This window comes from Neisseria sp. RH3002v2f (assembly GCF_014596375.1).
In the GTDB taxonomy this organism is placed as follows: Bacteria; Pseudomonadota; Gammaproteobacteria; order Burkholderiales; family Neisseriaceae; genus Neisseria; species Neisseria cinerea.
In genome coordinates this window covers 187,150-209,000 of record NZ_MAYZ01000019.1, presented here as the reverse complement: position 1 = coordinate 209,000, position 21,851 = coordinate 187,150, and the positions used below count along the sequence as shown (strand labels likewise).

Sequence of the window (21,851 nt, the reverse complement as noted above, 5' to 3'; positions counted from 1 at the left end):
AGCCTGAATGTTCCCATGTCATTAGACAGAGAGAAAGATTAGGACGGCGGTTTTTTCTTGTTTGTGAAATTGGGTAGTATCAAAGAACACGATTCTGAATAGATAAGGGTAATCCCATGCGTAATGCCGTAGGATTGGATATATCAAAGCTGACATTTGACGCAACCGTCATTGTTGGCAATGCCGAATATTCGGCAAAGTTTGGCAACAATTCAAAAGGTTTAGATCAGTTTTCCGACTGGTTGAAAAGCTTGGGATGTGAGGATCTGCATATATGCATGGAGGCAACCGGAAATTATTATGAAGAAGTTGCCGACTATTTCGCGGAATATTACAGCGTTTACGTAGTTAATCCGCTAAAAATAAGCAAGTATGCAGAAAGCAGGTTCAAAAGAACCAAAACAGACAAACAGGATTCAAAATTGATAGCGGAGTATTGCCAGTCTGTGAAAGAAAGCGAGCTTGTAAAGAGGCAGAAGCCTACGGACGAGCAATACAGGCTTTCACGGATGACCGCAGCATATACGCAAATCAAAAGCGAATGCGCGGCAATGAAAAATCGTTATCAGGTGGCAAAAGATGAAGAAGCGGCCAAAGCATATGCAGAAATCATCAAAGCCATGAATGAACAGCTTGAAGTTTTAAAGGCGAAGATAAAAGAGCAGACGGAGAAGCCGAAATGTAGGGAGGGTGTGAAACGTCTTGAAACCATACCGGGAATTGGAAGAATGACCGCAGCCGTATTGTTTCAATATCTCACATCTTCGAAATTTGAAACATCAAACAAATTTGCAGCGTTTGCAGGCCTAAGCCCGCAGCAAAAAGAATCAGGTACAAGCGTAAGAGGAAAATCCAAATTGACCAAGTTTGGAAACAGGAAATTACGCGCCGTTTTATTCATGCCCGCCATGGTCGCATACCGAATGAGGGCATTTCCCGATTTCATCAAAAGACTGGAAGCCAAGAAGAAGCCTAAAAAAGTCATCATCGCCGCATTGATGCGTAAACTCGCCGTCATTGCGTATAACGTAAACAAGAAAGGCGAAGATTACGATCAATCTCGTTATAAATCGGCGTAAATCCTGCAAGGAAAAAAGGCATTTTTTGAATGCCTGCTTTGCCGTGTCTGAAATTCAGTGAATTTTTAAATATTGAAATTCAATAAGTTGTAAATGAATTGTAAAGATTCTATTGCAAATTAAAGTAGTATCTTTCTTTTTTCAGACGGCATTAGGACGCAGAAACCAGATTGGCCAGGTATTTGCGGGTCATCACGCTGGTATTGGTCAGACGCTCGGCAGGCAGCTTGGGCGTGTAGTCGTACACAATCGGCACTTGGCCTTTACTGAACGCATCCGGCAGGTCGTAGTCATAGTCCAAACCGACCGAGAAACCTACGATGGAAGGCAGCGTACCCAAATAGGTGCGTACCGTCTCAATCAAACTGTCGATTAAGGCATCGTCAATCGGACGGTCGACATATTGCAGCTCTGCGCGACGGATGGATTCGTCGATGATGTCGCCGGTGCGTTGTGCCACTTCAAAGTTTTTAATATGCGAAACCGTTGGGAAGCAGGCAAGGCGGTTGCCCCACATACGATAGCCCGTACCATAGCTGTTGAATACAGTCGTAATGCCTTTTTCATTCAGACGGTTGGTTTCGGACTGCGGGTCGTCCGCACGGGCGGTCAGTCCGATTTCCACGCCGGTCACGCCCAAGAGTTCGCGGTTGGAGATGCTGTACCAGTAGCCCTGTTCCACATCGGTTTTCATACGCAGGCCGGCGGCGTGGGTGGCAAGGCTTTCCAAGCCCGACAAACCGACGACGTAGGGGTAAAAGAGCTGACAGCGGTCGGACGAAGTTTGGAAATTGATGCTGCCCAACGGACCGCGTCCTTCCAAAGCCTTGCCCAAGCCTGTGCCTTTCGGCGCGGCGGCATAGGCGATGGCTTTCAATTTGCCCGCAATGATTTCCATTGCTGCGCGGACTCCGGCGTTGCCGTCATACTCGGGGGCGATGATAATTTTCGCGTCCGCGCCTTGTCGGTTGAAACCTTCGGTCAAGAGTTCCAAACCGGTGCGTTTTCCCGTTGCCGCCACATATGCGCCGATAATGTCGGCTTCGGTCACTTTCGTCGGGTCGGTATAGGTGTAGCTGATTTCCGCGGCGGACGGTTTGGTTTTGAACACAATTTCGCCCGTCAGTGTGTTGATGGTGTAGTGCGTGTTTTCGGTCAGGGGGCTGTTGCCGTCTGAAACTGTGTAGCCGCTTTGCAGGGCAGGCTTGGCGGTTCTGGCTGTCAAGGTGTCAGGATCAACCGCCAATACTTCGTTGCTGACGGTTGTCTTATGTTTGGCAGGGTCGCAAACATTGACAACATAAGCGACACCGCTGCCGTAGCGCGTCCAGATGTGTGCGGCATCCGGCAGAGTAAAGCCCTTGCCGGTCAGCTCGCCGCCGAATCGGGCAAAATCTTTTTTAATTTGACATACCGTCAGCTCATTGACCGCACCGACTGGCGCAGTGCCGACGATGGCGGTAATTGCGCCGTCAACGGTATAGACAGGATTGGAGCCGCCGTCGATGCGGATGGTCTCCGTGCCGTGATGGTAGGCTGCTGCCATGATGGATACTCCTATTTTTTAGGTTTTAAATCGGAATTGAGGTCTTGGTCGGTTCGGCGATAGCGGGCAGCGACGAAGCCGGGGCGTTTTTCTTCACGGCAAACTTCAACCTGCTGAGTCTCAGTCTGCAAGACAAGCTGATACTGCCATGCGCCAGCATCCTCGGCCAAAAACTCCTCGCTGATAAGGTGGCAGGGCTGGCAGTTCGGCGGCGCAAAACCAACCATAGCAAGACGTGTCTCATCTAAAATCGCCAGCGTGCCGTCATCCGCATTAAGGCTGCTGCCGAAAACGGTCAACACCAACCTGACATCGCGCTGCTGTGCAATACGACCGAGCTGCTCGATTTCGCCAAATTTGCTGCCGCCGTATCCGACCAAGATTGCTCCGACCGGATGGATAAATTGGTATTCGGACGGACGCTCGGGGAAAGCCTCAACGCTGACCCACGGGATAGCGGCCTGCAAATGTTCTACTACCGCATCAATAATCGGACGTGTCGCGCTCATCAGTAGCCTCCTAAATCCATTTTGTCGCGCGCTCGGACGTGATACGCGCCCGGCTCGGGTTGCGACGGCTTGTCCAATGCGGCGATGCCGATGTGAATCTTGCCGTCGCGGATGGCTTCCAGCGTCTTAATGGTTGCGTTGTAGGCAGTTTCCAGCGGTTTCGGAAAGTCGGCTCGGTTGATGCGGCGGCTGTGCAAAAAATGGCGGGCAATGTTAATGCATAAAGGCTGCAACACCGTCGGCGTTTCCACCAAAGGCAGCACATATCTGCCGCGCAGGTATCCGTCCACCAAATCGCAGGCATAACGCACTGCCGCATCAATGACCTGAGCGTCGGGTTCCGTCCCGCGCGCATTGTCGTTGGTCAGTTGCACCAACTCCATTTTGCCCATCGCAGCCGTCAAATCATCCGCGCCGATATACATGGCTTACTCCGCCTCTTCGGCTGCTGCCGGTTTTTTACCGCGTTTCGGCTTTTCAACTTCGCCCGCAGTGCCTGCATCATCTGACGGCGTATCTTCGGACGGCGGGGTGTCATTTTGTTGCGCATCCAGCTCTTCGCCGGTTGTCAGTGTCGGGGTAACGTGTGCCGCGACCGATTCGTACTGCTCCGCCGTCAATTCGACCACTTCGCCGACCTCGACACGAAATTGGTCGCCTTGTTCGTTTTCCAAAATCAACGGAGTGTTTGCGATATAAACTTTAGCCATGATCAGCCTTTCAAAAATACTTGGATGACTTCGCCCGCCGCTGTCGCCGCAGAGCGCGCCGTACCGGCAACTTTGGCATTACCTGCCGCCTTGACTGCCGCGCCTTGCGCATCGGCTGCTACTTCATCGCCGACGGCAATCGTGCCGCCTGCCTCAACTAAGGCTATACCCAATACATCAACGGCCAACATTTCGCCCGCATCTGCATCCAAAGTAGCAGTACCCAGCACTTTCACACCGGCGGCTGCCTGTTTGCCGACAAAATCCACAAAGCGGTTTTTGACCACCTTGCCTGATGTTTTGACCGTGGTTACCAAAACCACTTGCTTCGCTTGTGCCATTTAAGACTCCTTTTGCTGCGCGTCATGCGCATTTTCTTTGACGCGGTAGGCTTCCAGTTCCCACAATTTTTTTAGGGCTTCCTGATAGGAAAACTCACGGCCTGCCTCTTCATCAAATACTTCAGGATTAATGCAGGCAGACTGTCCGATGACCACAAAGCCGGAATGCAGAATGACCGTACACACCGTCGCAGTCGTTCCTTCGACACGGTGGTATCGCACCTCGGCAATACGCTCATCTAAATCTTCATACTTCACGAATAAAGTCATATTTCTCTCCACAGGTCGTCTGAAGCCTTTCAGACGACCTTTTACTTATCAAGCAACCGCGTTCTCAAACAAGAAACCGCATGTACCGCCGACCACCGCCGCTTTGCGGATGTCGGTATATCGCGCGTATTCCACCTTGCCGCCGACCTCTTCGTAGCGGTCGACTACCGGCATACCGCGGCGGCGGAAGGTATAACCGAAGCTTGGCTCACCATCGTCATTGCCACCGGAAGCCGTATTCGGACGCACAATCAGGCTGGCGAATTTGCCCCAAATATCTTGGGTGGCCTTATTGGCGGCAGGTGTAGATACCGCCTCGCCGACGATGATGTCGTCCAGCTCCAGCAGATTTTTCAGCTGCTCGACCGTGAGCAGGGACTTGCGTTCATTTGCACCCAGTGCACCGATGAGCTTCTCGTGGCGTTTCAGTGCCGACAGCACGCTCGCGCCTACCACTAGTACCGACGGGCGTACACCGCAGCCTGCGCGAACCGTTTCGCGGGCGGTCTCGATGTCTGCCAACGGATCAGAGTTTTTATCGCTCCATTTTTGGGTGGAGGCCAAATCTTTGCTGAAACCTGACTGATAAGCCGATTTGTTTTGCAGGAGGGCGGCAGTTTCGATTTCTTGACGCAGCTGCACGCCCTTGACCGCGCGGCGTGTTGCCTTGGCGCGCTCGTCGTACATCGATTCCGCTTGTTCGCGGTAATCCACACCGGCGGCCAAATCATGTTCTTCCAACACAACCGGCATAAAGTTTGGGGAGTCCAGTGTAATCACATTCGATGCCGCACCGACCGCACGTTCGGTCTGATACTCGACAAATGAACCCTTACCGAACACCGGCACACGCACGCCTTCTTTTTCAGTAAACACCACCGGGAAGATTTTCTCGGCAATAAAATCCGCCTGCTTGTAGCCCAGTGCGAGATTGGTTAAAACCGGATCAAGCTGGCCGCGCAGACCGCGCAAATGAGATGCACTCATGTTTTATCCTTTTTTAGGACAAATGCGACAACGTCGTCGCATTTGACGGGTTGATGATTAAGCAATAGTACGGCGGGCAGCCTCTTCGTAAGGGATACCTTCCTGCGCCGCCAATGCCAATGCACGTTGGTGATGGCTCAAGGCTTCCGGGTCCGACGCCTCGGCAAAGTCTGCCGCCAATCCCGACGGCGTTTCACCTTTAGCCATCTCGCCGCCCTGAATCTGCTTAGGCAGGACAGCGGTAAAAAACGCACGCAGCGCGGCAGACAAAGGCTGCTTCTTACTGCCTTCGCCGAAGTCGGCGGTTACGTCATCAGGGTGTTCGGCAAAATCCAAAACCTTGACGACCAAATCCTTGTCAGCAGGTTTCAGACGACCTTCTTTAACCAAGCCTTCGGCATATTCGACATTCTGCTCATGCGCACCATCGCGCAGGGCGGCATGCTGCTCGTCTTGCAGCTTTTTCAATTCCGCCTGCGATTCGGCGGCCTTCTTCTCGGCAGCTTCGCGGGCGGCCTTTTCTGCTGCAAGTTCTTGTTCTAGCGACATAGGGGTCTCCTTGTTTTCATGGTTTTCCGGGGGTGGGGGTGATTCGGTAAATTCGGCAGGTTTCAAACCCGCCATGTTCAGTAACCGGCGCAAAAGGCCGATTTCCTGCGGTTCTTCGGTAAACTCGACATAAACTTCGCCTTCGGCAAAACTGATGGCGGACAAGCCCTTAACGGCAGGCGGTTGCGCGCCCAAAAAGCCGACATGGCGCAGCGTCCAAATGCCCGGTTTGGGATTGTTCGGACTGGTTGGCGGGTAAAAACTCGCCGACACTTTTTTATATCGTCCGGCTTTAACCAAATCCGCAAAGCCTTCATCGACTTGGTCAAAGTCCGCCGTCAGTACGCCGTTCTCAGCTTTCAGTCCACTGACCCAGCCGTAAGCCGGCGCGTCCGCCTTCGGGTGTCCGACCACAATAGGAGCCTCATGCACCTTCGGATCGTAGGCTTGCGCGGCGGCGGCAAGGTCGGCGTGCGTAATCGTTACCGTATTGCCGTTTGCATCGGTGCGCGTCCCTGCGCGGAAAATTTCATAGGACATAAAAAAACCTCATCAGATGGATGAGGTTATTGTGGCAAATGCCGTCTGAAACGGCTTTTAATCGGGTTTAAAACTTATTTCGGCAGATGTTTGCCGGAGGCAGTAAAAAACCGCCCTGAGGCGGGCGGTTTGTCGTTTACAAGAATGAAACAGCAATTTTAGCGATACAGATATACGGTAAAAACCTCAAGCGGCGGTCTGTTCTACAGTCAAACCACATCATTGCCAATACAAAGCATACGGCCCATATACCCCAAGATGTTTCCGACAACAGCATACGGATGGTTTTACCGTCGGTAATCAGCAGCAGGAGCGTAAACGGCAACGATCCCAATAATGCCGCCCATCTGTTTTTGGCAAAGGGAAGGCGTTGGTCGAGAAAGAACAGAAAGTCGATGATTTTTTCCAGCATAAGCTATCAGATTCCCATAAGCTCCATCTCTAAAGCCGACCGCCAATTCAATGCGGCGGCAGCTATACAAACACGATAGCGCCTGTCTTTTACTATCGTTTCAATCCATTTTTCGATTAAAGACCTTGCAAACTTTTTCAATACGGTCCTCAAAGACGAGAACGGTTGCCCGTAAAATGCACGAAACATAGCCTCAGGCCAAACCATTCCTTTTGAACATTGGGCAATGGCGGTTGCAAGCTTGTCGCAGATGTCGGCAACTTCAGGCGTAATATCGTCCGCATCGGCATGGACGGCACCATTGTACACATTATGGATAAAACCGGCATACAGTTGTTTTTCTTCTGTTGATAAAGACATATAAATTCCTTTCGAGGTCATACTGCCATATCGGCAGCAGGATCATCATGAATCTTTATCCATCCACAATCTTTTAATCGGGGCTAATAAAAACAAATGCGCCAAATTTGCGTTTTTAGCGCGTTTCGGTTTCAGGGTGGGCAAACCCCCGACCGCAAAGAGAAACGCAATATAAAATCGGTCAGGGCTAAACCTGACCGATGTTTTAATTATGCGGTGTACTTACGAAAACAAATCTGCCTGTTTTTTCGCCCGCTCTGCCATTCCAACCTCCTTGACGATGCGGTAAACGTGCTGTACGGTCAGACCGTATTTTCGGGCGAGGCCTGCATGATTCTTACCGTCAAACTCCTTGTAAATTTGCATATCCCGCTCCGATACCCTGCCCAAAAGGTTTTTTGGGAAATAAATCAACTGCCCGCCCCAGTTGCTGGTCAGATGATGAGACAGCTTTTTAGATACCTCGACCGCCTGCTGCCGCTCCATCGGCAATACCGACATCAAGCAGGCGACCGCCTGGTCTTCCAAGTCCGCCACCAGCTCAGGCACTCTGTTGTCCGCCATTTTCCACCCTCACTTTCCACTTCTTCAGATGTTCGATGACCCGTATTGCGTCATCAGTCCCCAACCATCCATGATAATCTATGCCCGTCATGCGTTTGACAAATCGAGCCAGGCTCAATTCAGACGGGCTTCGCACCGCGCCCAAACGGTGCAGCTCCAACCAAAGCGCGCGTATCTTTTTGACCTGCGCCTCTATCATGCGGTTGGGCATATGCACCGGCAAATCAGGTTTGCCTGATGCCGCCTGCGCTTTTGTGGTAACCACAAAACCCCGCATCTTCATCGCCCTCACGGCAAGCTCCAGCTCCTCGACCGATAACTTGGTACTGCTCGTCTTGCCGCATGACAGATTAGCGAGCAGCGCGCGGTATTCGCCGTCGTCCATCATCAACTGGGTTTTGGCTACATGGATGAGCCGTATCAACCGCTGTTTTTTCTGAGTACGGGTTTCCATTTCCAGCCCCTAAGAACCTCAAAAAAGTGAAACGTTGTTTCACTTTTTTCATTAAAATCAATGAATAATATTATTCTAGCCTGAATTGAACCACTTGGCAAACATACGGAGCGGATAGAAAAAGGCCGCCTGAAACATTTCAGACGGCCTGTTTTAAAGAATGGTTTGCTTATCTGTTTACCGCTTCTTTCAAAGGTTTTCCGGCACGGAATTTAGGCGTTTTGGTGGCGGCAATCGTCAACGGCTCGCCGGTCTTCGGGTTACGGCCTTTGCGCTCGGCGGATTGGGCGACGTAAAACGTGCCGAATCCGACCAATGCGACCTCACCGCCTTTAGCCAGTTCCTGTTTGATTGCACCGATGACGGCATCCACCACTTTTGCCGTTTGAGCCTGGCTCAAGTTTGTTTCAGCAACAACAGCTTGTACTAATTCGGATTTATTCACTTTTTGACTCCTATTTAGATTTAAATGCGGCAGACCGTGCCGCGCGGTTTATTGGATATTGGCTAACTCCGGCTCTTTGCCGGTTACCTGTCGAATTTCACTCTTGAGGACAGCTAGGCAGATAAGACCTGCATTTTGGGCGATGCTGCCACCGTCTTCTTCATCCTGCGGCATCGGTTCGTCTGAAGTCAGCTTGACAAACAGGCCGCCCGGCTGATCGCTGATGAGGATGTTTACCGTCGCCATGTTCACACCTTCGCCACATCCAAATTCATCAACTGATACTCCCCATCCTCGCCGCGCCGGTACACCCGCACAAACGGTTTACTGATATGCACCTGCAAACTGTCGGAGAGCGCATCCATCGCCCGTTGCCATTTTTCATCCGTGATTTGCAGGCGTCGCAGGCCGAGGACGCGGGCGGTGCTGATATTGCCTTCTTTGTCCACCTGGAAGGCCGCGTTAATCAGAGTTTTCAATTCCGTTCGGCTGCCTTCCGTCCATTCGTTGATGCACTCGTCAATCAGGGCTTTGGCGGCAATCAATCCCTCGTCAAATACCAGCGTGTCCTGCATGGCAAGGTTAACGCGGTACGCGCCGTCGAAGCTGTGAAGGCTGATATTGCCTTTCTTACCGCCGACATTCACGTCGTATCGGTCGGCACTTAACTGTACAAACGCCGCAATATCATCCATAGCCTCACGTTTGAAGGCGATTAAGTTATCTTGTACTGCGCGGGCTTTGGCAGCGATTTCCTGCACCAGCTCGTCGCGCAGCAGGTCAATTTCGCGGATATTGGCCAGCGGCACGAGATTGCCTTTGGCATCCTGTTTGTATTGTTTCATGTCTAAGTTACTCATAATGCTTCCTACGTCCTTCCAATTCCATTGATATTTGCTTTAATAAATCGTCATCAAATCCGTTGTTGGCAGCAAATTTTTCAAACTCTTCCCAGTATTCCGTCAGAAATTCGTTTATTAAGTCGGATTCCTGATTGTCAAAAAACGTACTCATTTGGCTATTTATTTCCCTTCTGCCTCTCGGCATTAATCCTTTTACACTCATCCACCGACCGGTGGCGTGGCCCGTGTATCCAATCCCTGTTCATGCAAGGGGAGCTTTCCAGCAGGCTGAGTGTTTGTTTGAGTTTGGCGGCCTGCGCCTTGCCGTATTCGGTCGGACGATGCTTCTTTTCCAGCCTCGGCACCATCCTGATTTCGGGAGGAGGCAGGTGTTTGATAAGGTCGGCAGGATTTGGCCACTCTGACGAGGATGCCGCGATATCCCTAAAGGCTGCCTGTATCCTGATTTCATCCTGTTCCGGTTGCCACGATCGTCCGCTTAGTATGCCCAACCAAAGTTCGGCAACGGCCGTCAAATCCGCCGAAGCGGGGCGGCCTTTGAGATTTAGGGCGGCGAGCATCATGAAACCCTGTGCGATTGCTTTTTTCAGCCAGCTATTGTTTTCCTCCATTTGCCCACTCCATCAAGCCGCCCACCCCGCTCCTCAATTTGGTGCTTGCCACCTCTCTCGTGTGAGAGGGTTGGGGAGAGAACAAAACCGCCGTCTTTTCAGGCGACCAAAACGTGATGTTTTCCAACAAATAACCGTGGCTGGTCAGCGGCGGTGTCAGTTTTCCCGCGTCCCGTGCCTCAAGGCATCGCGTTGCCGCCCAAATCCAAGCCTCGCGCGGGGCCGGGTACGTTTTTCGGTTACGCACGATTTCGCCCTCCCGTATCATCGGCGCAATCTCACCGACAAGCTTTGAAACTCGGTTAAAACTTAAATCCTTTTCAGCGGGGCGAAACAGCGTCAGATACCGCAATACCGCCTTAAAAAGGTCGTCTGAAATGCCTGTCAGGGCAATCAGTGCTTCACGGGCATCGTCATGGGCGATTAATACATCCAAGCTCATCACCGCGCCGCAGGTAGGGCAGCGTACTTTCATTGACTTCGCTCCGTCCAAAACTGTTGCGCCCATGCCGCATCTGTTTGACGCGTATCCGTCGCTGTCCAGTATTTGTTATCTAAAATTTCAGGTGCTTTGGGATACTCGCTGCGGCGTTTGGTTTGTGATTCGTATCCGGCAAACGGTTCGTCCATCTTTTTAAATTGGGACAAGGTGTGCCTGCCGCCCTGACTTTGCCAACATTTGGCGCACACCTCAGAACGCACGCGTACACATTTTGTCGCATCAAAACGCCAGGCAAATGCTATTTCTGATTTGCTCTGTCCGCAGACCCTGCATTTTTTCAGCTTAGTGAGAGTTTTTTGGTTCACTTTCCGTCTCCTTTCGTGATGGCTTTTGCGCCGTATTTGGCGCGGATTTCGGCGATGGCGCGTTTCAGTGCTAGTTTGCGTATCCGTTTCGGGGGGTGTTTACGGTTCATACACCACCCCCCGCATCCGTTCTTCATCGCTCATTCGTTCATATATACCTTCAAGCCGTGCCGACTCCGCATCTGCTTCCTTCTGCATGGCTTCCATCTTGGACGGCTCCGCCGCTTTGAGCGCAGGCTCGGGCGCGCAGGTATGCAGTGCCAACACCGCCACTACCCACCAGATGCCCGTCAGCAGCCCCACCGGAACCCACCGCCAAAACGCCGCGCCGCACCACGCTGGCAGCGCGTGCCTTTTTAAAACTTGCATTTCGTATTTCCTTATAAATCAAAAAGTTATTAAAATTAAAGGGTAAAAAATATATAGCCGTATCAAGGGCTTGTATTTTTCAAACCCAAATCGGACAAACGGTTTTCATCGGTACTGTCCCTTATCGTATTCGTTTATCTGCACGGGCGGATGCTGCCGGCAGGGTTCCGCCATCACCGCCTGTACCATAATGACGATGGAGAGCAATACGATGATGACAGCCGGTGCGATTTCGTTTCTTTTCATCTCACACCCCCCGTACCACATCGCCGTCAACCATCTCAAAACCAAGCTCCGCCGCCTGATTCATCGCTGCCGCCACCAAGTTGTTGACCGCCAGCGGATAGAGCAGGCTGTTGGTTTCCAATCCCTTGCTCGTGCGGCTTTTGACTGTCAGACGCTCGGCGACAGCATCAATCGCGCTTTGGTCTAAAATCTTCGCCATGTCCGCATTGACGCGGGCAAACTTGTGCTTGAGATAGCCTTCTAGCTTTCCGTCGGTCAGCGGCAAGAGTGTGACCACCTCGCATCGCTGCACCACCTCGCGCACCGCAGGATTGTTTTCGCTGAGTTTTTGCGCCAACTCCGTCTGACCTATTAAGACAATCCCGAGCAGGCGTTCAAACCCGTTTTTCAGCTCAAAAAAGCGTTTCAGATGTTTCAGGGTCGGCAGCGGCAGACCGTGCGCCTCCTCAATCAGAAGCAGGTGTTTGTTGCCTGCTTTCGCGCTTTCCGACAAAGCGCGGTGGATTTGGCGGAAACGTGCTTCCGGGCTGCGTTTCGGGCTGGTTCCCGGCGACACCTCCTCCAAAATGGCTTCGGCAATATGTACCGCCTTAAGCGTTTTGCCTTTTTGGTCGTTGTCCTCCATCGCCAAGACATAAGGCTCGATCAGGATGATTTGTCGGCCTTCGCGGTTGATACGGTCTTGCAGGTCTTCGCGCAGTGTGGATTTACCCGCTCCGCTCTCACCAACCACCGCCACAAAACCGCCGTGGCAGGCCGTCTGGAACATCGCCTCGCGCACATAGCGCACATCCGGCGTCATATACACATCGTCCGCAGACTGGATTTCGTCGTTAAACGGGTCGCGGAATAAGCTAAAATGTTGTTTTGCCGCTTGGTTTAAAGTTGCTTTTCGTAGTAACATCTCATTGTCCTTGTCTTCGTAAGTTGCTTGGGCAGGTGCGGCTTCCGGCTCGTTTCTCAGGCTCGCTGGGATTTCCGCACCATTCGTTTCAAAAAATTGTTTCAATTTCCTTCGCAGCTCGGCTGCGTTTTTTTTCGGCCATTGCCCGTGATTGACTACCGCCACCAGCATCGGTTTGCTGCATCCGATTTCGGCTGCCGCAGCGGCATAGGATTTGCCGATTTGCTTAAAGGTCTGTTTCATGCTTTCCCTTTTTTCAAATGCGACGACGTCGTCGCATTTGCCTAACCGGTTTTATGCAGCTTCAGACGACCCATCGTCTTCAGCCTGTCGTAAACCTCGTCCAATTTGCTCTCGACCACGCCTTCCGGGTAGTGTTTGAGGATGACCGCCATCGCCTGTTTCCAGTCGCCGCCGTCTGCCTCGACGCGGGGTTTTAAGCGTTTGGCGATTTCGACCTTGCTCAATACCTGCTCAGAGACCTCCATCCGGTTGTATGCCATCTGCTGTCCCTGTTTGGGCATAAAGAGCGTATTTCGCGCGGCAAGCGTATCTTCCTGATGTTTGTACGGGTCGATTTCGCCGCCAAATGGGACTGCCTTGCCTTTGCGTTTGGCGGCTGCCGCCTCCAGCGTTTCCGCACCCATCGCCAGCTTGTCCAGCTCTTTGCGATGCTGCTGCGCGTCCGTATCGGCAGGGGCTTTGTATTCCGCCCCGATGACCGCGGCGTCAGCCCTGAAGCCCATCTCGTCAAAAACTACTTCGGGTACGGATACCCAAACCTCGTTACCCTCCGCGTCATAAGTGGCGACCCGCGCCCCGTTTACCTCCCAAGGATTCTTACCGACCAAAACCTTCTGACCGACCAAAATCCCCTGGATGCCTTTCACGCTATACACCCGTCCGCCGAATCGAATTTCCAAATCCGCCGAAACTTTCGCCTCTTTCGGTGCACTGATGGCCAGTTCTCGGCAATATTCGGCAGGCGGCGGCAGGATGAGCTGCTCGGGTTTGATTTTGTTCCAGGCCTGATAGCGGGTCATGCCGTGGCGGCTGTGCTTTTGCGTACCGTTGTAGTAACGCATCCACCGTTCCGATAAAGCATTGAGCTGGTCGATGTCGTGCACCTCGGTAAAGCGCAACCCGCTCTCAAATGCCGTTTCGACAATATCGTTGGCTTTTTCCACTTGCCCTTTGGCACGCGGATTGCCCGGCTTGTTGATTTGCACATGCACATCCAACGACTTGCACAAATTTTTAAACGCCGCCGAAGTATTCGCGCTGCCCGGGTCAAGCATGACCATGCGCGGTACGCCGCGAAACGGGTCTTTTAACGAGTCTGCCTTTTGCTGCATCATGTAGATGAAAAAGTCGCAGAGGTTCGCGCTGGTTTCGCCGCCGAAGTAATAACGCACCGCAATCGTGCCGGAAGCATGGTCTGTCCCCGTGTACCGCCAGACGCGGTCGTTTTCGATTTTGACGACGTTTTTCGGCTTGTTTTTATAAAACTCCTCTTCCTTCATGACCCGCAGCCCCGTATCCTTGCCCTGACGGGGCAGGTAATACAAAACGCACAAACTCGGGTCGATTTGCCAACAATGGTTCGGATGCTCTGATTTCATTCGGCTGACCGGTTCGGGTTGGAGCAGTTGGTCGGGATGCAGCTTGTACTCTCGTAAAGCCCGGGTAATGGTGTTTTCAGAAAGGGGGATGATTTCCCCGGTTTCCTCATCAATCCGCGCCGCCTCGATTTTTCCGTTGGCGCGCAGCATTTCCACCGCCTGCCGCACCGACATCAACCGCTTGCCGTTGCGCCTCATCGCCTCCACCAAAACCGCCGAAATCAATTTGGCTTCTTCCAGCTTCAGCTCCGTCTTGCCCGCATCGCTGCGCCGTTTGCGCGTCGGCTTGACGCTAACCGCCTCCAGCTTGCGGTATAGCGTGGCAAGGCTGATGCCCAATTCCTGTGCCTGCTGCTTAAGATATGCAGAGCGTGCGCCACGTCCCATTGCTTCCGCCTGATTCTCGACTGCCTTAAGACGCTCAATCATTGCCGGATTCATCGCCTTCTCCCGTTTCACCGCCCAACCATTCCGGCACATTGTCTGTCGGTGCTTCAGTCGGCAGGGCATAGCTTTCGCGCAGTTGCTCGCAGTCCAAAATAATTTGATTGAGCGTGCCGACCATCTTTGCCTGATGGCTGATCCCGTGTGCCTCACTGTGCGCATTAAGTTGGTCGAACAAATCTTTCAGACGGCTCACTTGACTGCGGATACCGACCTCAAGGCTTGTTAACTGCATCGCCAACTCGCTGCCCACGTCTTCCGCCTTCGGCTCTCTTACAACGGTTTGCTTCTTAGCCAGCTTCTCGGCCAGCTCATCAATTTTGGCTGTTTTGGTTTTCATCACTTCGTCTTTGGCGGCGAGGTTTTCACGGCTTTCGCGCAAGGCGACGCGCAGCTCGCGCACCGTCATCCGATCCACATCGTCAAAGGTCATGCCGTTGACTTCTTCGCCTTCGGCAAGTCCCACCAACGTAACGTCTTCTTCGACCAAGAGTTCCAGCAGCTTTGACTTGCCCAAATCCATCAGCTTCGGCGCGGCTTTCTGCATTTGCGGCGTAGCGAAACGTTGGGTGGCAGACATCAATCGGGCGGTTTCGTTATGACCGATACCAAATTGACCTTTTACGATTTCCATAAATCGCCCGTGTTCTGTATGCTCTTTCAGTACAATAAGTGCGCGCCCCAATTCAAACATGCCTTCCATCGTCTGCCGTACCGCCAAGCGGCCGCGTTCGATCCAAGTGGCTTCGTTGTAAACCTCGCCGTTACCCCATTGCTCCATCACCATCACGCTGTGCGCGGCTTGGTAGTTTTGCACTGAAACCGCATCCATCACTTCAACTTCATTGCTCATTTTTCACTCTCCAAATTTCCTTACGTCAGGAAATTTCAAAATTCGTTAATCTGCATTCACCCGCTTGCCGATTTCGGCAATCTTGCTTTGCAGCCGTTCATGCTGCTGCCTGAACCGCTCCGCGATTTGCAGGGTTTTGATGCCGTAGGCGTAGTTGCCGTTTTCAAGTTTGATGACCAATCCCGATGCAACCAAATCATCAATATCCCTGCTGACTTGTGATGGCGTCAGCCCCAGTCCGACCGATAAATCCTTATTGCTCAGACCGATAATCGGATGCTCGTCAAGCGCGATAAAAACCCTCAATAGCCGTTGTACCCTTTTACTTTCTGCCATCCGCATCCTCCTTATTTCAGTCCCAGTTTCTTGGCAATTTCGTGCCCCTTGCCGTAATTGCCTTTGCGCTGTCCGCCGACCACCAGATACACATCGCGCGGCTTAAAGCCGTTCTCTCTTGCCCACTGCGCCAGCGTCTGGCCGTTTTTGGCAAAATTTTCTTTTAATTTTTCAATAGTTATAGCCATAGATAGCCCTTTCCCATTGTGATAAAATAGTGAACTGTTTATGCACTAGTAATTGATTAGTGCATTACTGATGCGTGAATTATGAGATTTTAAAATCTCTTTTGCAAGGATTATTTTGTGATTTCTAAATCTCTTTTTGGTAATCGTTTGAAAGAAAAAAGAAAGTTTTTAGGGTTAACCCAAGCGCAAGCTGCTGAAAAAGCAGGTATTGAGCGTGAAACATGGGGTAAATACGAACGTGGCGTATTTATGCCTAGTGGAGACGTATTGCTCTCTTTTTTGAATATGGGAATAGATGTGAGCAGTCTGTTTGCTGCAGAACAGGAAATTAGGCCGTCTGAAAATTCTGAAATTAGTAAGGAAGAGTCAGAGTTATTAGGGTATTACCGCCAAGCCAGCGATAACGGTAAATTTGTCATTCTCAGTGTGGCAAAAGGTGCAGAGAAAAAAGCCCAAACTGCGCTTGGTAAAGTGAGTAATGGATAAAATGGATCAATTCGAATTGTGCCAAAAAGAACATATCAATCCATTTGCCTTGTCAAAGCAATATCTACTGGTTGTAACATTCGTCAAATCCAGCAGTAAAAATTTTCAAGCAGCATTACTTTGGGCAAGAAGTGCCAAAATATTTGAGAATCTTGAGATTGAAAAAGAAACCATCTATTGCTGCGCTTTCGATAAAACAGCAGAACAGGCTGGGATGGCCGGGGTATTTTTGAATTATATTGAAAATTGGAATGGCAAACAGATTTACATCAATGGCCGAATCCATAGTGGCAGTATTTATGATTTGTTAGGGGTTTTAGACTGCTATCAAAAATCACAGTCTTGTCCCAACCCTAAAAGCCACTGTTGCTTTGTTTCAGACGACATTTTTCTATGGCATGGATCAAGACCAACTTTTGAAATCAGTCTTGATCTAGCCGGAAAGAAAAAAGAAACATCCTCTGCAAAGAAATTTGTGATGCCTTGTATTAATTTCCGTCACCATAGGATTGAAAAAGAAACCTACTTAGGAAATTGGAATGAACAAATTGCCGCATTGGCAGTAAAACAAAATATAGATTGGTGTCCAAGTTTTGATATTGAGAATTTTAGACAGTATGAATAATTACTATCTATATAGGAATTGCAGCAGCGATGTGTTATGGGTCAAACGTATCCAACGCCAAATTGATGGCAGCCTGCTCTTGATTTCCGACAACGCAACCTATCCGCCGATGTCATTGATGTTGGCAGACCATCCTGATATTCAGGTCATCGGCCAAGTGGTTCAAATCTCAAAAGACCTTAATTAACTTACAATAGGAAAAAATGATGACAGAAACGAATTACTCTTTTGAAGGGCTGGTAATTGAAAAAATTATTACCCATCGTATTTATCCGAAAAATGAAAATAGAGATCGTGTAGAACCTAAAATCAGTACGCAGTTGATTGATTTGCCTATTACGGCAAGAAGAACATTGGAAAACAGGCTGACCAAAGCTTTGGGTAATAAATCTCATGGTATTGAAATGTCTATTGCCAATACGGCTGAAAATAGTTTTTTTCAGATAGCAGCAGCCATACAACTCAAAGAGGAAGCAGAGTTTATTGAAGATTCCGCACAATTTGCTCACATGTTGACCGATGCACAACTGAATACGAATGCACCGGGTGGTATTTTGTTGGTATTAAAAGGTAGGGTTGGAGATACCGGCAAGCCGTTTTTATGTGTGATTAAGGCTGAGCCTCAAGATGGGTTCAGGACCAAAGAAGAGGATGACTTTATCACGATTGAATTCTTAGAGGAATTATTGCTGACCGATTCAGCAAGACTATTCAAAATAGGTTTTTTGGTAGCCGAAACAGTAAGGCCGCAGGAGCAAATACAATCTGGGAATTATCGGGCTTTTTTGTATGACCATCTGATGACACAAACGGAAACTAGGCCAGCAGCTTCCTATTTCTACCAAGTGTTCTTAGGCATGAGTATAGCTGCTTCTTCCCGTAAGCTGACACAGAATTTTTTTGAATGGACACGTAATTTTATCGATAACTCTGATTTGAGTGATGATGAAAAGTTAGATACACATGAAGCATTGCGTGTCACATTGAAAAGTGCAGCAGCAACCATCAGCGTTAACGATTTTGCTCAAAATTATTTACCTGAAGACAAGCAAAAAGCTTATACAGAATTTATGATAGCTAAGGATTTTCCTCAAAATGCTGTAAGTAAGGATATTGAATATATTAAAACTCGTTTACGCAAACGGAGGTCTTACGGATTTAGTAACGGTGTAGTTATCTTGACTCCTCCCGAGCATACTCAAGACTATATGGAAATTGCGCCAACGGAAGATGGGGAATATACTGTTGTCACAATTAAAGGACAGTTACAACAACAAAAATGAGTGATATTGATGATTTCAAAAGCTATTTAGAAAGCCACCAAGCGGCATTTGCCGCTTGGGGTAGATTTGTGGCTGAAGAAATTCAAAATCAATTATCCAATGTCATTTCTCCTGTTCCGGTTGCCAATTTTCTAAAAATTGAAGCAAAGCCTAGAGTCAAAGAGATTTCTTCAGCTCTGGCCAAGATTGGCCGAAAAAATTACACTTCACCTCAAACTCAAATGACTGACTTGGTCGGCGTACGTTTTGTGGTATTGCTTGCGGAACATATTCAAATAGTTTGTGAAATCATTGAATCCTCATCTCAGTGGAATGCTAAAGTTTCGAAAGATTTTGCGGATGAAATTCAGCAAAATCCCAAAGCATTTGACTATCAATCCAAACATTACGAGATTCGTCCTAAACAAGCATTCATTACACCCGAAAATGTCAGCATCCCTGCTGATTTGTGCTGTGAAGTTCAGGTGCGTTCTTTACTCCAACATGCTTATGCAGAGCTGGTTCATGACAATATATACAAGCCTGACGGCAATGTTCCAAAGAAAGCAGAGCGCGAAGTCGCGAAGAGCATGGCTTTGATGGAAACTACAGATGACTTATTTAGTCGTACTCTGGCAATTTTGAAAGAAGCAAATCAACCACAAGAAGAACTTCTTCCCCAATTATCACAGCTTTATCAAGAGGAAATAGGGCTTGTTCCTGAAGTTGATAAAAAAACCAATATGATTTTTCTAGAAACATTTCAATCCAGCATTGACCCTTCAAATATTCTTGCTAATATCCGGTCACTTTTGAATGAGAAGAAATATCTTGCTAATCGGATAAAAGAAAATGCTGAAGAAATGTATTTTTTCAGTCAGCCAGCAGCTTTGTTGGTTTATTGGCTGATTGAGAAAGTTGGTGCAGATGAAGTATGGAAAAAATGGCCTTTACCTGCATACAACAAAAACCTGAAATTCATTTGTACTGATTTGGATAAGCAACCATCCCATGAACTCTTTTAACCCCCTTTAAAAGCCCATTCAGACGGCCTTTCCTAAAATCCCTGTATTGATTTCAACCTCAATACAGGGATTTTTCCATGTCAAACAAATTCACCCAATTCATCGAACGCGTCCTCTCCCACGAGGGCGGTTACGTCAACCACCCTCAAGACCCCGGTGGCGAAACCAACTGGGGCATTACCAAGCGTACCGCACAGGCAAACGGCTACAACGGCTCCATGCGTGCCATGACCCGTGAACAGGCAATCGGCATTTACCGTAAAGCGTTTTGGGAGCGTTACCACGCCGACAAAATGCCTGAAGCGGTCGCTTTCCAATTCTTCGATGCCTGCGTCAACCACGGTTACGGCAATGCCGCCCGTATGCTCCAACGCGCCGCAGGCGTGCCGGACGATGGAATCATCGGCGAAATCAGCCTCAAAGCCATCAATTCCCTTCCCGAAAACGACCTTTTATTGCGGTTCAACGCCGAGCGTCTGGTCTTTTATACCAAGCTCGGTACGTTCACTTCTTTCGGCAAGGGCTGGGTACGCCGTGTGGCGCAAAACCTGATTCACGCGTCTGCAGATAACACTGATTAAAGGGAGACAAACCATGTCAAAAAAGTCACTCATCGCCCTAATGACCGCAGCCATGCAGCCCGATTTCAGCCACAGCGACCTAGGCATTCGCTACGCCATGCCGACTCAGGGATGTTGGACGCAAGCCCACCGCAAGAGCGGGGTAGCCGCCGCGAAACGCGCAGCCAAAAAAAAGCGTCGCAAATAACCGCCTTTTTCCGATGGCTGGGCGGCTTGGTCTCTAATCCGGCCACAGGGAAAATCAGCCATACCAAACTATGGGCAAACGTGGCAGCCGCTTCTATGACCTATAAGTTTTCTCAAACAGCAGATGCGCCGGAATGGCTCTGGTGGGCTTATGGCGCATTGGTCGGCGGGTATGCATTAATCAAACGCGGCATCGCGACGATTCCGCAGGTTGTTGGAATCAATAAAGGTAAAGACGATGTGGAAAACGCTTAACCCTATTTGGCAGACCCTGATTCTGATTTTGCTGATAGCAGGTGCAGTACCAACGATTTATTTCTGCGGCTATAAATCCTCGGCAAGGAAGGCGGAAGCTGAAAAAGCCGAAGTCATTGCTACTTATCAGGCTTCAGCCTTGGTAGCCGAGCAGCTTTATACCGAAAAGCTCAAAGCGGCTAATGAAGAAAAACAGCGTTGGTTTGATTTCGCACAAGCACAAAGCCGCGATTTGGCAACCGCTTATCAGCAAATCGGCCGCCAAGCGGCTCAATTGGAGAAGCAGATTGATGAAACTGTACAAAAAGACGGCAACCGTTTTAACGGCCTTGGCACTAACAGCGTGCAACTCTACAACCGTGCCCTCGGCCACGATTAAAACCGTTAACGTCGCGGAAATCCCCCCGGTCTCTTCCGAGCTGCTGCTCGTTCACGAACGCCCCGAGCGTCTGAGTGGCGGCTCTCCCGAACAACTTTTAAACCACGCCGTCCGCTATGGCGAATACTGCCAAAAACTGGAAAAACAAATTTCCGGCTGGCAGACATGGTACGAGAAAGGCCGTCTGAAAAATGACTGATTTTGCCGACCGCGCATCCGAACGCGAAGCCATCTTTCTTGCAGAATCCCTGGCAAAGCATCAACCGCCGTCTGAAACCACCGCCAGCCTAAGCCACTGTGAAGATTGCGGCAGCCCGATACCCGAAGCCAGGCAAAAAGCCGTCCAAGGCTGTACGCGCTGTGTTGTCTGCCAAGAATATTTTGAACACGGATTTCAGAGGTAAACAATGGAAAAAACCTTTATCCACATCGAATTTTGGCAGCTTGTCGGCTTTTTACTCTCCTTCCTCGGCATTTGTTTTACCTTCGGCAAAATGCTGCTGGCGCAATTCCGCGAGCAGCAGGACGAACGCCAAAAACAGCAGGAACGCCTACAAGGCAAAGTCGAAATTATGGAAAACAAACTGGCGGAATTCAATGCCGGTCTGCCGCTGACATACGTCCTGCGCGAAGACTACATCCGCAATCAAGTCGTCCTCGAAGCCAAACTCGACAACGTCGCAGAAAAACTCACTGAAATCTACAAAATGGAAAGCGTAAAGAAATGATTAGCCAGGAACTGATCGCCAAACAACGCCGCGAGGGGATGCGTTGGAACATTATCAACACCCTTAATAAAGCCCGCCCGCACACCACCAGCGAAACCTTCCTGCTGGATATTATGAACGCGATTTACCCGCAGACCACCGCCACCGAACTGCGCCAGCAGCTCGACTACCTTGCCGACCGCAAAATGGTCGAGCTGAATAAAGCACCGCACGGCTTGTGGTTTGCCGACCTGACCAGTTTGGGTGTCGATATTGCTGAATACACGGTCGAATGTCGCGCCGGTATCGCCCGTCCCGAAAAAGTGTGGAGCTGAT

At 50.0% G+C, this 21,851-nt stretch carries 39 protein-coding genes; 14 read left to right on the top strand and 25 right to left on the bottom strand.

The window, feature by feature from the left end:
• The first annotated feature begins 116 nt into the window (after positions 1-116).
• Entirely contained in the window at positions 117-1,079 is a 963-nt protein-coding gene (locus BBW69_RS03705) for a transposase (RefSeq protein ID WP_188210324.1), read from the top strand.
• A gap of 151 nt (positions 1,080-1,230) precedes the next feature.
• Here the strand turns inward: BBW69_RS03705 and BBW69_RS03700 are convergent, their stop codons facing one another.
• From BBW69_RS03700 to BBW69_RS03580, 25 genes are all read right to left on the bottom strand, one after another.
• Positions 1,231-2,625: a phage tail sheath subtilisin-like domain-containing protein gene (locus BBW69_RS03700; protein ID WP_188210440.1), complete on the bottom strand. Its 1,395-nt coding sequence runs from the start codon at positions 2,623-2,625 to the stop codon at positions 1,231-1,233.
• Positions 2,626-2,636: 11 nt separating this feature from the next.
• Entirely contained in the window at positions 2,637-3,134 is a 498-nt protein-coding gene (locus tag BBW69_RS03695; protein WP_188210439.1) for a Gp37 family protein, read from the bottom strand.
• Positions 3,134-3,559 carry a gp436 family protein gene (locus BBW69_RS03690; RefSeq protein WP_188210438.1) on the bottom strand — a complete coding sequence of 142 codons (426 nt, stop codon included), beginning with the start codon at positions 3,557-3,559 and terminating at the stop codon, positions 3,134-3,136. Before BBW69_RS03690 ends, BBW69_RS03695 begins: the two co-directional genes overlap by 1 nt.
• A 3-nt stretch (positions 3,560-3,562) precedes the next feature.
• Entirely contained in the window at positions 3,563-3,844 is a 282-nt protein-coding gene (locus BBW69_RS03685) for a hypothetical protein (RefSeq protein ID WP_188210437.1), read from the bottom strand.
• A 2-nt stretch (positions 3,845-3,846) separates the two neighbouring features.
• A complete protein-coding gene (locus BBW69_RS03680; protein ID WP_107818788.1) occupies positions 3,847-4,185 on the bottom strand; it encodes a capsid cement protein in 339 nt (112 codons plus the stop codon).
• A complete protein-coding gene (locus tag BBW69_RS03675) occupies positions 4,186-4,455 on the bottom strand; it encodes a Gp49 family protein (RefSeq protein WP_188210436.1) in 270 nt (89 codons plus the stop codon).
• A 48-nt stretch (positions 4,456-4,503) separates the two neighbouring features.
• The gene (locus BBW69_RS03670; RefSeq protein WP_188210435.1) at positions 4,504-5,442 is read right to left on the bottom strand and encodes a major capsid protein; all 939 of its coding nucleotides are present in this window, start codon (positions 5,440-5,442) and stop codon (positions 4,504-4,506) included.
• 57 nt (positions 5,443-5,499) lie between these two features.
• The gene (locus tag BBW69_RS03665; RefSeq protein ID WP_188210434.1) at positions 5,500-6,531 is read right to left on the bottom strand and encodes a 2-oxoacid:acceptor oxidoreductase; all 1,032 of its coding nucleotides are present in this window, start codon (positions 6,529-6,531) and stop codon (positions 5,500-5,502) included.
• Positions 6,532-6,667: 136 nt separating this feature from the next.
• Positions 6,668-6,943: a hypothetical protein gene (locus tag BBW69_RS03660; RefSeq protein ID WP_019271763.1), complete on the bottom strand. Its 276-nt coding sequence runs from the start codon at positions 6,941-6,943 to the stop codon at positions 6,668-6,670.
• Positions 6,944-6,949: 6 nt separating this feature from the next.
• Positions 6,950-7,303, bottom strand: coding sequence for a hypothetical protein (locus BBW69_RS03655; RefSeq protein WP_107859098.1), 354 nt, complete (start codon positions 7,301-7,303; stop codon positions 6,950-6,952).
• A gap of 222 nt (positions 7,304-7,525) precedes the next feature.
• Positions 7,526-7,867 (bottom strand): Mor transcription activator family protein, encoded by a 342-nt coding sequence (locus BBW69_RS03650; protein ID WP_118813951.1) that lies wholly within the window; start codon positions 7,865-7,867, stop codon positions 7,526-7,528.
• The gene (locus tag BBW69_RS03645; RefSeq protein WP_107859097.1) at positions 7,845-8,321 is read right to left on the bottom strand and encodes a gp16 family protein; all 477 of its coding nucleotides are present in this window, start codon (positions 8,319-8,321) and stop codon (positions 7,845-7,847) included. Before BBW69_RS03645 ends, BBW69_RS03650 begins: the two co-directional genes overlap by 23 nt.
• A gap of 169 nt (positions 8,322-8,490) precedes the next feature.
• Entirely contained in the window at positions 8,491-8,799 is a 309-nt protein-coding gene (locus BBW69_RS03640) for an HU family DNA-binding protein (RefSeq protein ID WP_159069351.1), read from the bottom strand.
• Between the two features lie 15 nt (positions 8,800-8,814).
• On the bottom strand, positions 8,815-9,012 hold the full coding sequence (locus BBW69_RS03635) for a hypothetical protein (RefSeq protein WP_019272472.1): 198 nt from the start codon (positions 9,010-9,012) through the stop codon (positions 8,815-8,817).
• 2 nt (positions 9,013-9,014) lie between these two features.
• Positions 9,015-9,626 carry a DUF3164 family protein gene (locus tag BBW69_RS03630; RefSeq protein ID WP_107960478.1) on the bottom strand — a complete coding sequence of 204 codons (612 nt, stop codon included), beginning with the start codon at positions 9,624-9,626 and terminating at the stop codon, positions 9,015-9,017.
• A 158-nt stretch (positions 9,627-9,784) separates the two neighbouring features.
• On the bottom strand, positions 9,785-10,240 hold the full coding sequence (locus BBW69_RS03625; protein WP_107960480.1) for a hypothetical protein: 456 nt from the start codon (positions 10,238-10,240) through the stop codon (positions 9,785-9,787).
• Positions 10,224-10,715 carry a hypothetical protein gene (locus BBW69_RS03620; protein WP_188210485.1) on the bottom strand — a complete coding sequence of 164 codons (492 nt, stop codon included), beginning with the start codon at positions 10,713-10,715 and terminating at the stop codon, positions 10,224-10,226. The genes BBW69_RS03625 and BBW69_RS03620 overlap by 17 nt, the downstream gene beginning before the upstream one ends.
• A complete protein-coding gene (locus BBW69_RS03615) occupies positions 10,712-11,047 on the bottom strand; it encodes a hypothetical protein (protein ID WP_188210433.1) in 336 nt (111 codons plus the stop codon). The genes BBW69_RS03620 and BBW69_RS03615 overlap by 4 nt, the downstream gene beginning before the upstream one ends.
• Positions 11,048-11,146: 99 nt before the next feature.
• Positions 11,147-11,416 carry a hypothetical protein gene (locus tag BBW69_RS03610; RefSeq protein WP_013448363.1) on the bottom strand — a complete coding sequence of 90 codons (270 nt, stop codon included), beginning with the start codon at positions 11,414-11,416 and terminating at the stop codon, positions 11,147-11,149.
• Positions 11,417-11,521: 105 nt separating this feature from the next.
• A complete protein-coding gene (locus BBW69_RS03605; RefSeq protein ID WP_159068915.1) occupies positions 11,522-11,662 on the bottom strand; it encodes a hypothetical protein in 141 nt (46 codons plus the stop codon).
• A gap of 1 nt (position 11,663) precedes the next feature.
• Positions 11,664-12,809: an ExeA family protein gene (locus BBW69_RS03600; RefSeq protein WP_188210432.1), complete on the bottom strand. Its 1,146-nt coding sequence runs from the start codon at positions 12,807-12,809 to the stop codon at positions 11,664-11,666.
• 41 nt (positions 12,810-12,850) lie between these two features.
• Positions 12,851-14,617 carry a DDE-type integrase/transposase/recombinase gene (locus BBW69_RS03595; protein WP_188210484.1) on the bottom strand — a complete coding sequence of 589 codons (1,767 nt, stop codon included), beginning with the start codon at positions 14,615-14,617 and terminating at the stop codon, positions 12,851-12,853.
• Positions 14,610-15,485 carry a DUF3102 domain-containing protein gene (locus BBW69_RS03590; RefSeq protein ID WP_188210431.1) on the bottom strand — a complete coding sequence of 292 codons (876 nt, stop codon included), beginning with the start codon at positions 15,483-15,485 and terminating at the stop codon, positions 14,610-14,612. The genes BBW69_RS03595 and BBW69_RS03590 overlap by 8 nt, the downstream gene beginning before the upstream one ends.
• Positions 15,486-15,530: 45 nt before the next feature.
• Positions 15,531-15,821 carry a DNA-binding protein gene (locus tag BBW69_RS03585; protein WP_107970788.1) on the bottom strand — a complete coding sequence of 97 codons (291 nt, stop codon included), beginning with the start codon at positions 15,819-15,821 and terminating at the stop codon, positions 15,531-15,533.
• Positions 15,822-15,832: 11 nt separating this feature from the next.
• Positions 15,833-16,009: a DNA-binding protein gene (locus BBW69_RS03580; protein WP_074897824.1), complete on the bottom strand. Its 177-nt coding sequence runs from the start codon at positions 16,007-16,009 to the stop codon at positions 15,833-15,835.
• Between the two features lie 117 nt (positions 16,010-16,126).
• Here BBW69_RS03580 and BBW69_RS03575 point away from each other — a divergent pair, with 117 nt between their 5' ends.
• The 13 genes from BBW69_RS03575 (at position 16,127) to BBW69_RS03515 (ending at position 21,850) form a co-directional block, all read left to right on the top strand.
• The gene (locus tag BBW69_RS03575; RefSeq protein WP_074897822.1) at positions 16,127-16,495 is read left to right on the top strand and encodes a helix-turn-helix domain-containing protein; all 369 of its coding nucleotides are present in this window, start codon (positions 16,127-16,129) and stop codon (positions 16,493-16,495) included.
• A 1-nt stretch (position 16,496) separates the two neighbouring features.
• Positions 16,497-17,120 carry a hypothetical protein gene (locus BBW69_RS03570; protein ID WP_188210483.1) on the top strand — a complete coding sequence of 208 codons (624 nt, stop codon included), beginning with the start codon at positions 16,497-16,499 and terminating at the stop codon, positions 17,118-17,120.
• Positions 17,113-17,307, top strand: coding sequence for a S24 family peptidase (locus tag BBW69_RS03565; protein WP_188210430.1), 195 nt, complete (start codon positions 17,113-17,115; stop codon positions 17,305-17,307). The genes BBW69_RS03570 and BBW69_RS03565 overlap by 8 nt, the downstream gene beginning before the upstream one ends.
• Positions 17,308-17,323: 16 nt before the next feature.
• The gene (locus tag BBW69_RS03560) at positions 17,324-18,403 is read left to right on the top strand and encodes a nucleoid-associated protein (protein WP_223169928.1); all 1,080 of its coding nucleotides are present in this window, start codon (positions 17,324-17,326) and stop codon (positions 18,401-18,403) included.
• A complete protein-coding gene (locus BBW69_RS03555) occupies positions 18,400-19,407 on the top strand; it encodes a GTP pyrophosphokinase family protein (protein ID WP_070822341.1) in 1,008 nt (335 codons plus the stop codon). The genes BBW69_RS03560 and BBW69_RS03555 overlap by 4 nt, the downstream gene beginning before the upstream one ends.
• A 77-nt stretch (positions 19,408-19,484) precedes the next feature.
• Positions 19,485-19,988 carry a glycoside hydrolase family 108 protein gene (locus tag BBW69_RS03550; RefSeq protein ID WP_188210429.1) on the top strand — a complete coding sequence of 168 codons (504 nt, stop codon included), beginning with the start codon at positions 19,485-19,487 and terminating at the stop codon, positions 19,986-19,988.
• Positions 19,989-20,001: 13 nt separating this feature from the next.
• Complete coding sequence (locus BBW69_RS03545) at positions 20,002-20,175, top strand: hypothetical protein (RefSeq protein WP_002241500.1); 174 nt, start codon at positions 20,002-20,004, stop codon at positions 20,173-20,175.
• Positions 20,100-20,429 (top strand): hypothetical protein, encoded by a 330-nt coding sequence (locus BBW69_RS03540; protein WP_188210428.1) that lies wholly within the window; start codon positions 20,100-20,102, stop codon positions 20,427-20,429. The genes BBW69_RS03545 and BBW69_RS03540 overlap by 76 nt, the downstream gene beginning before the upstream one ends.
• Positions 20,413-20,808 carry a hypothetical protein gene (locus BBW69_RS03535; RefSeq protein ID WP_188210427.1) on the top strand — a complete coding sequence of 132 codons (396 nt, stop codon included), beginning with the start codon at positions 20,413-20,415 and terminating at the stop codon, positions 20,806-20,808. The genes BBW69_RS03540 and BBW69_RS03535 overlap by 17 nt, the downstream gene beginning before the upstream one ends.
• Complete coding sequence (locus BBW69_RS03530; RefSeq protein WP_107859083.1) at positions 20,789-21,007, top strand: hypothetical protein; 219 nt, start codon at positions 20,789-20,791, stop codon at positions 21,005-21,007. Before BBW69_RS03535 ends, BBW69_RS03530 begins: the two co-directional genes overlap by 20 nt.
• Positions 21,000-21,212, top strand: coding sequence for a TraR/DksA family transcriptional regulator (locus BBW69_RS03525; RefSeq protein WP_013448350.1), 213 nt, complete (start codon positions 21,000-21,002; stop codon positions 21,210-21,212). Before BBW69_RS03530 ends, BBW69_RS03525 begins: the two co-directional genes overlap by 8 nt.
• Positions 21,213-21,215: 3 nt before the next feature.
• A complete protein-coding gene (locus tag BBW69_RS03520; protein WP_013448349.1) occupies positions 21,216-21,536 on the top strand; it encodes a hypothetical protein in 321 nt (106 codons plus the stop codon).
• The gene (locus tag BBW69_RS03515; RefSeq protein WP_013448348.1) at positions 21,533-21,850 is read left to right on the top strand and encodes a hypothetical protein; all 318 of its coding nucleotides are present in this window, start codon (positions 21,533-21,535) and stop codon (positions 21,848-21,850) included. The genes BBW69_RS03520 and BBW69_RS03515 overlap by 4 nt, the downstream gene beginning before the upstream one ends.
• Position 21,851 lies beyond the last annotated feature (1 nt).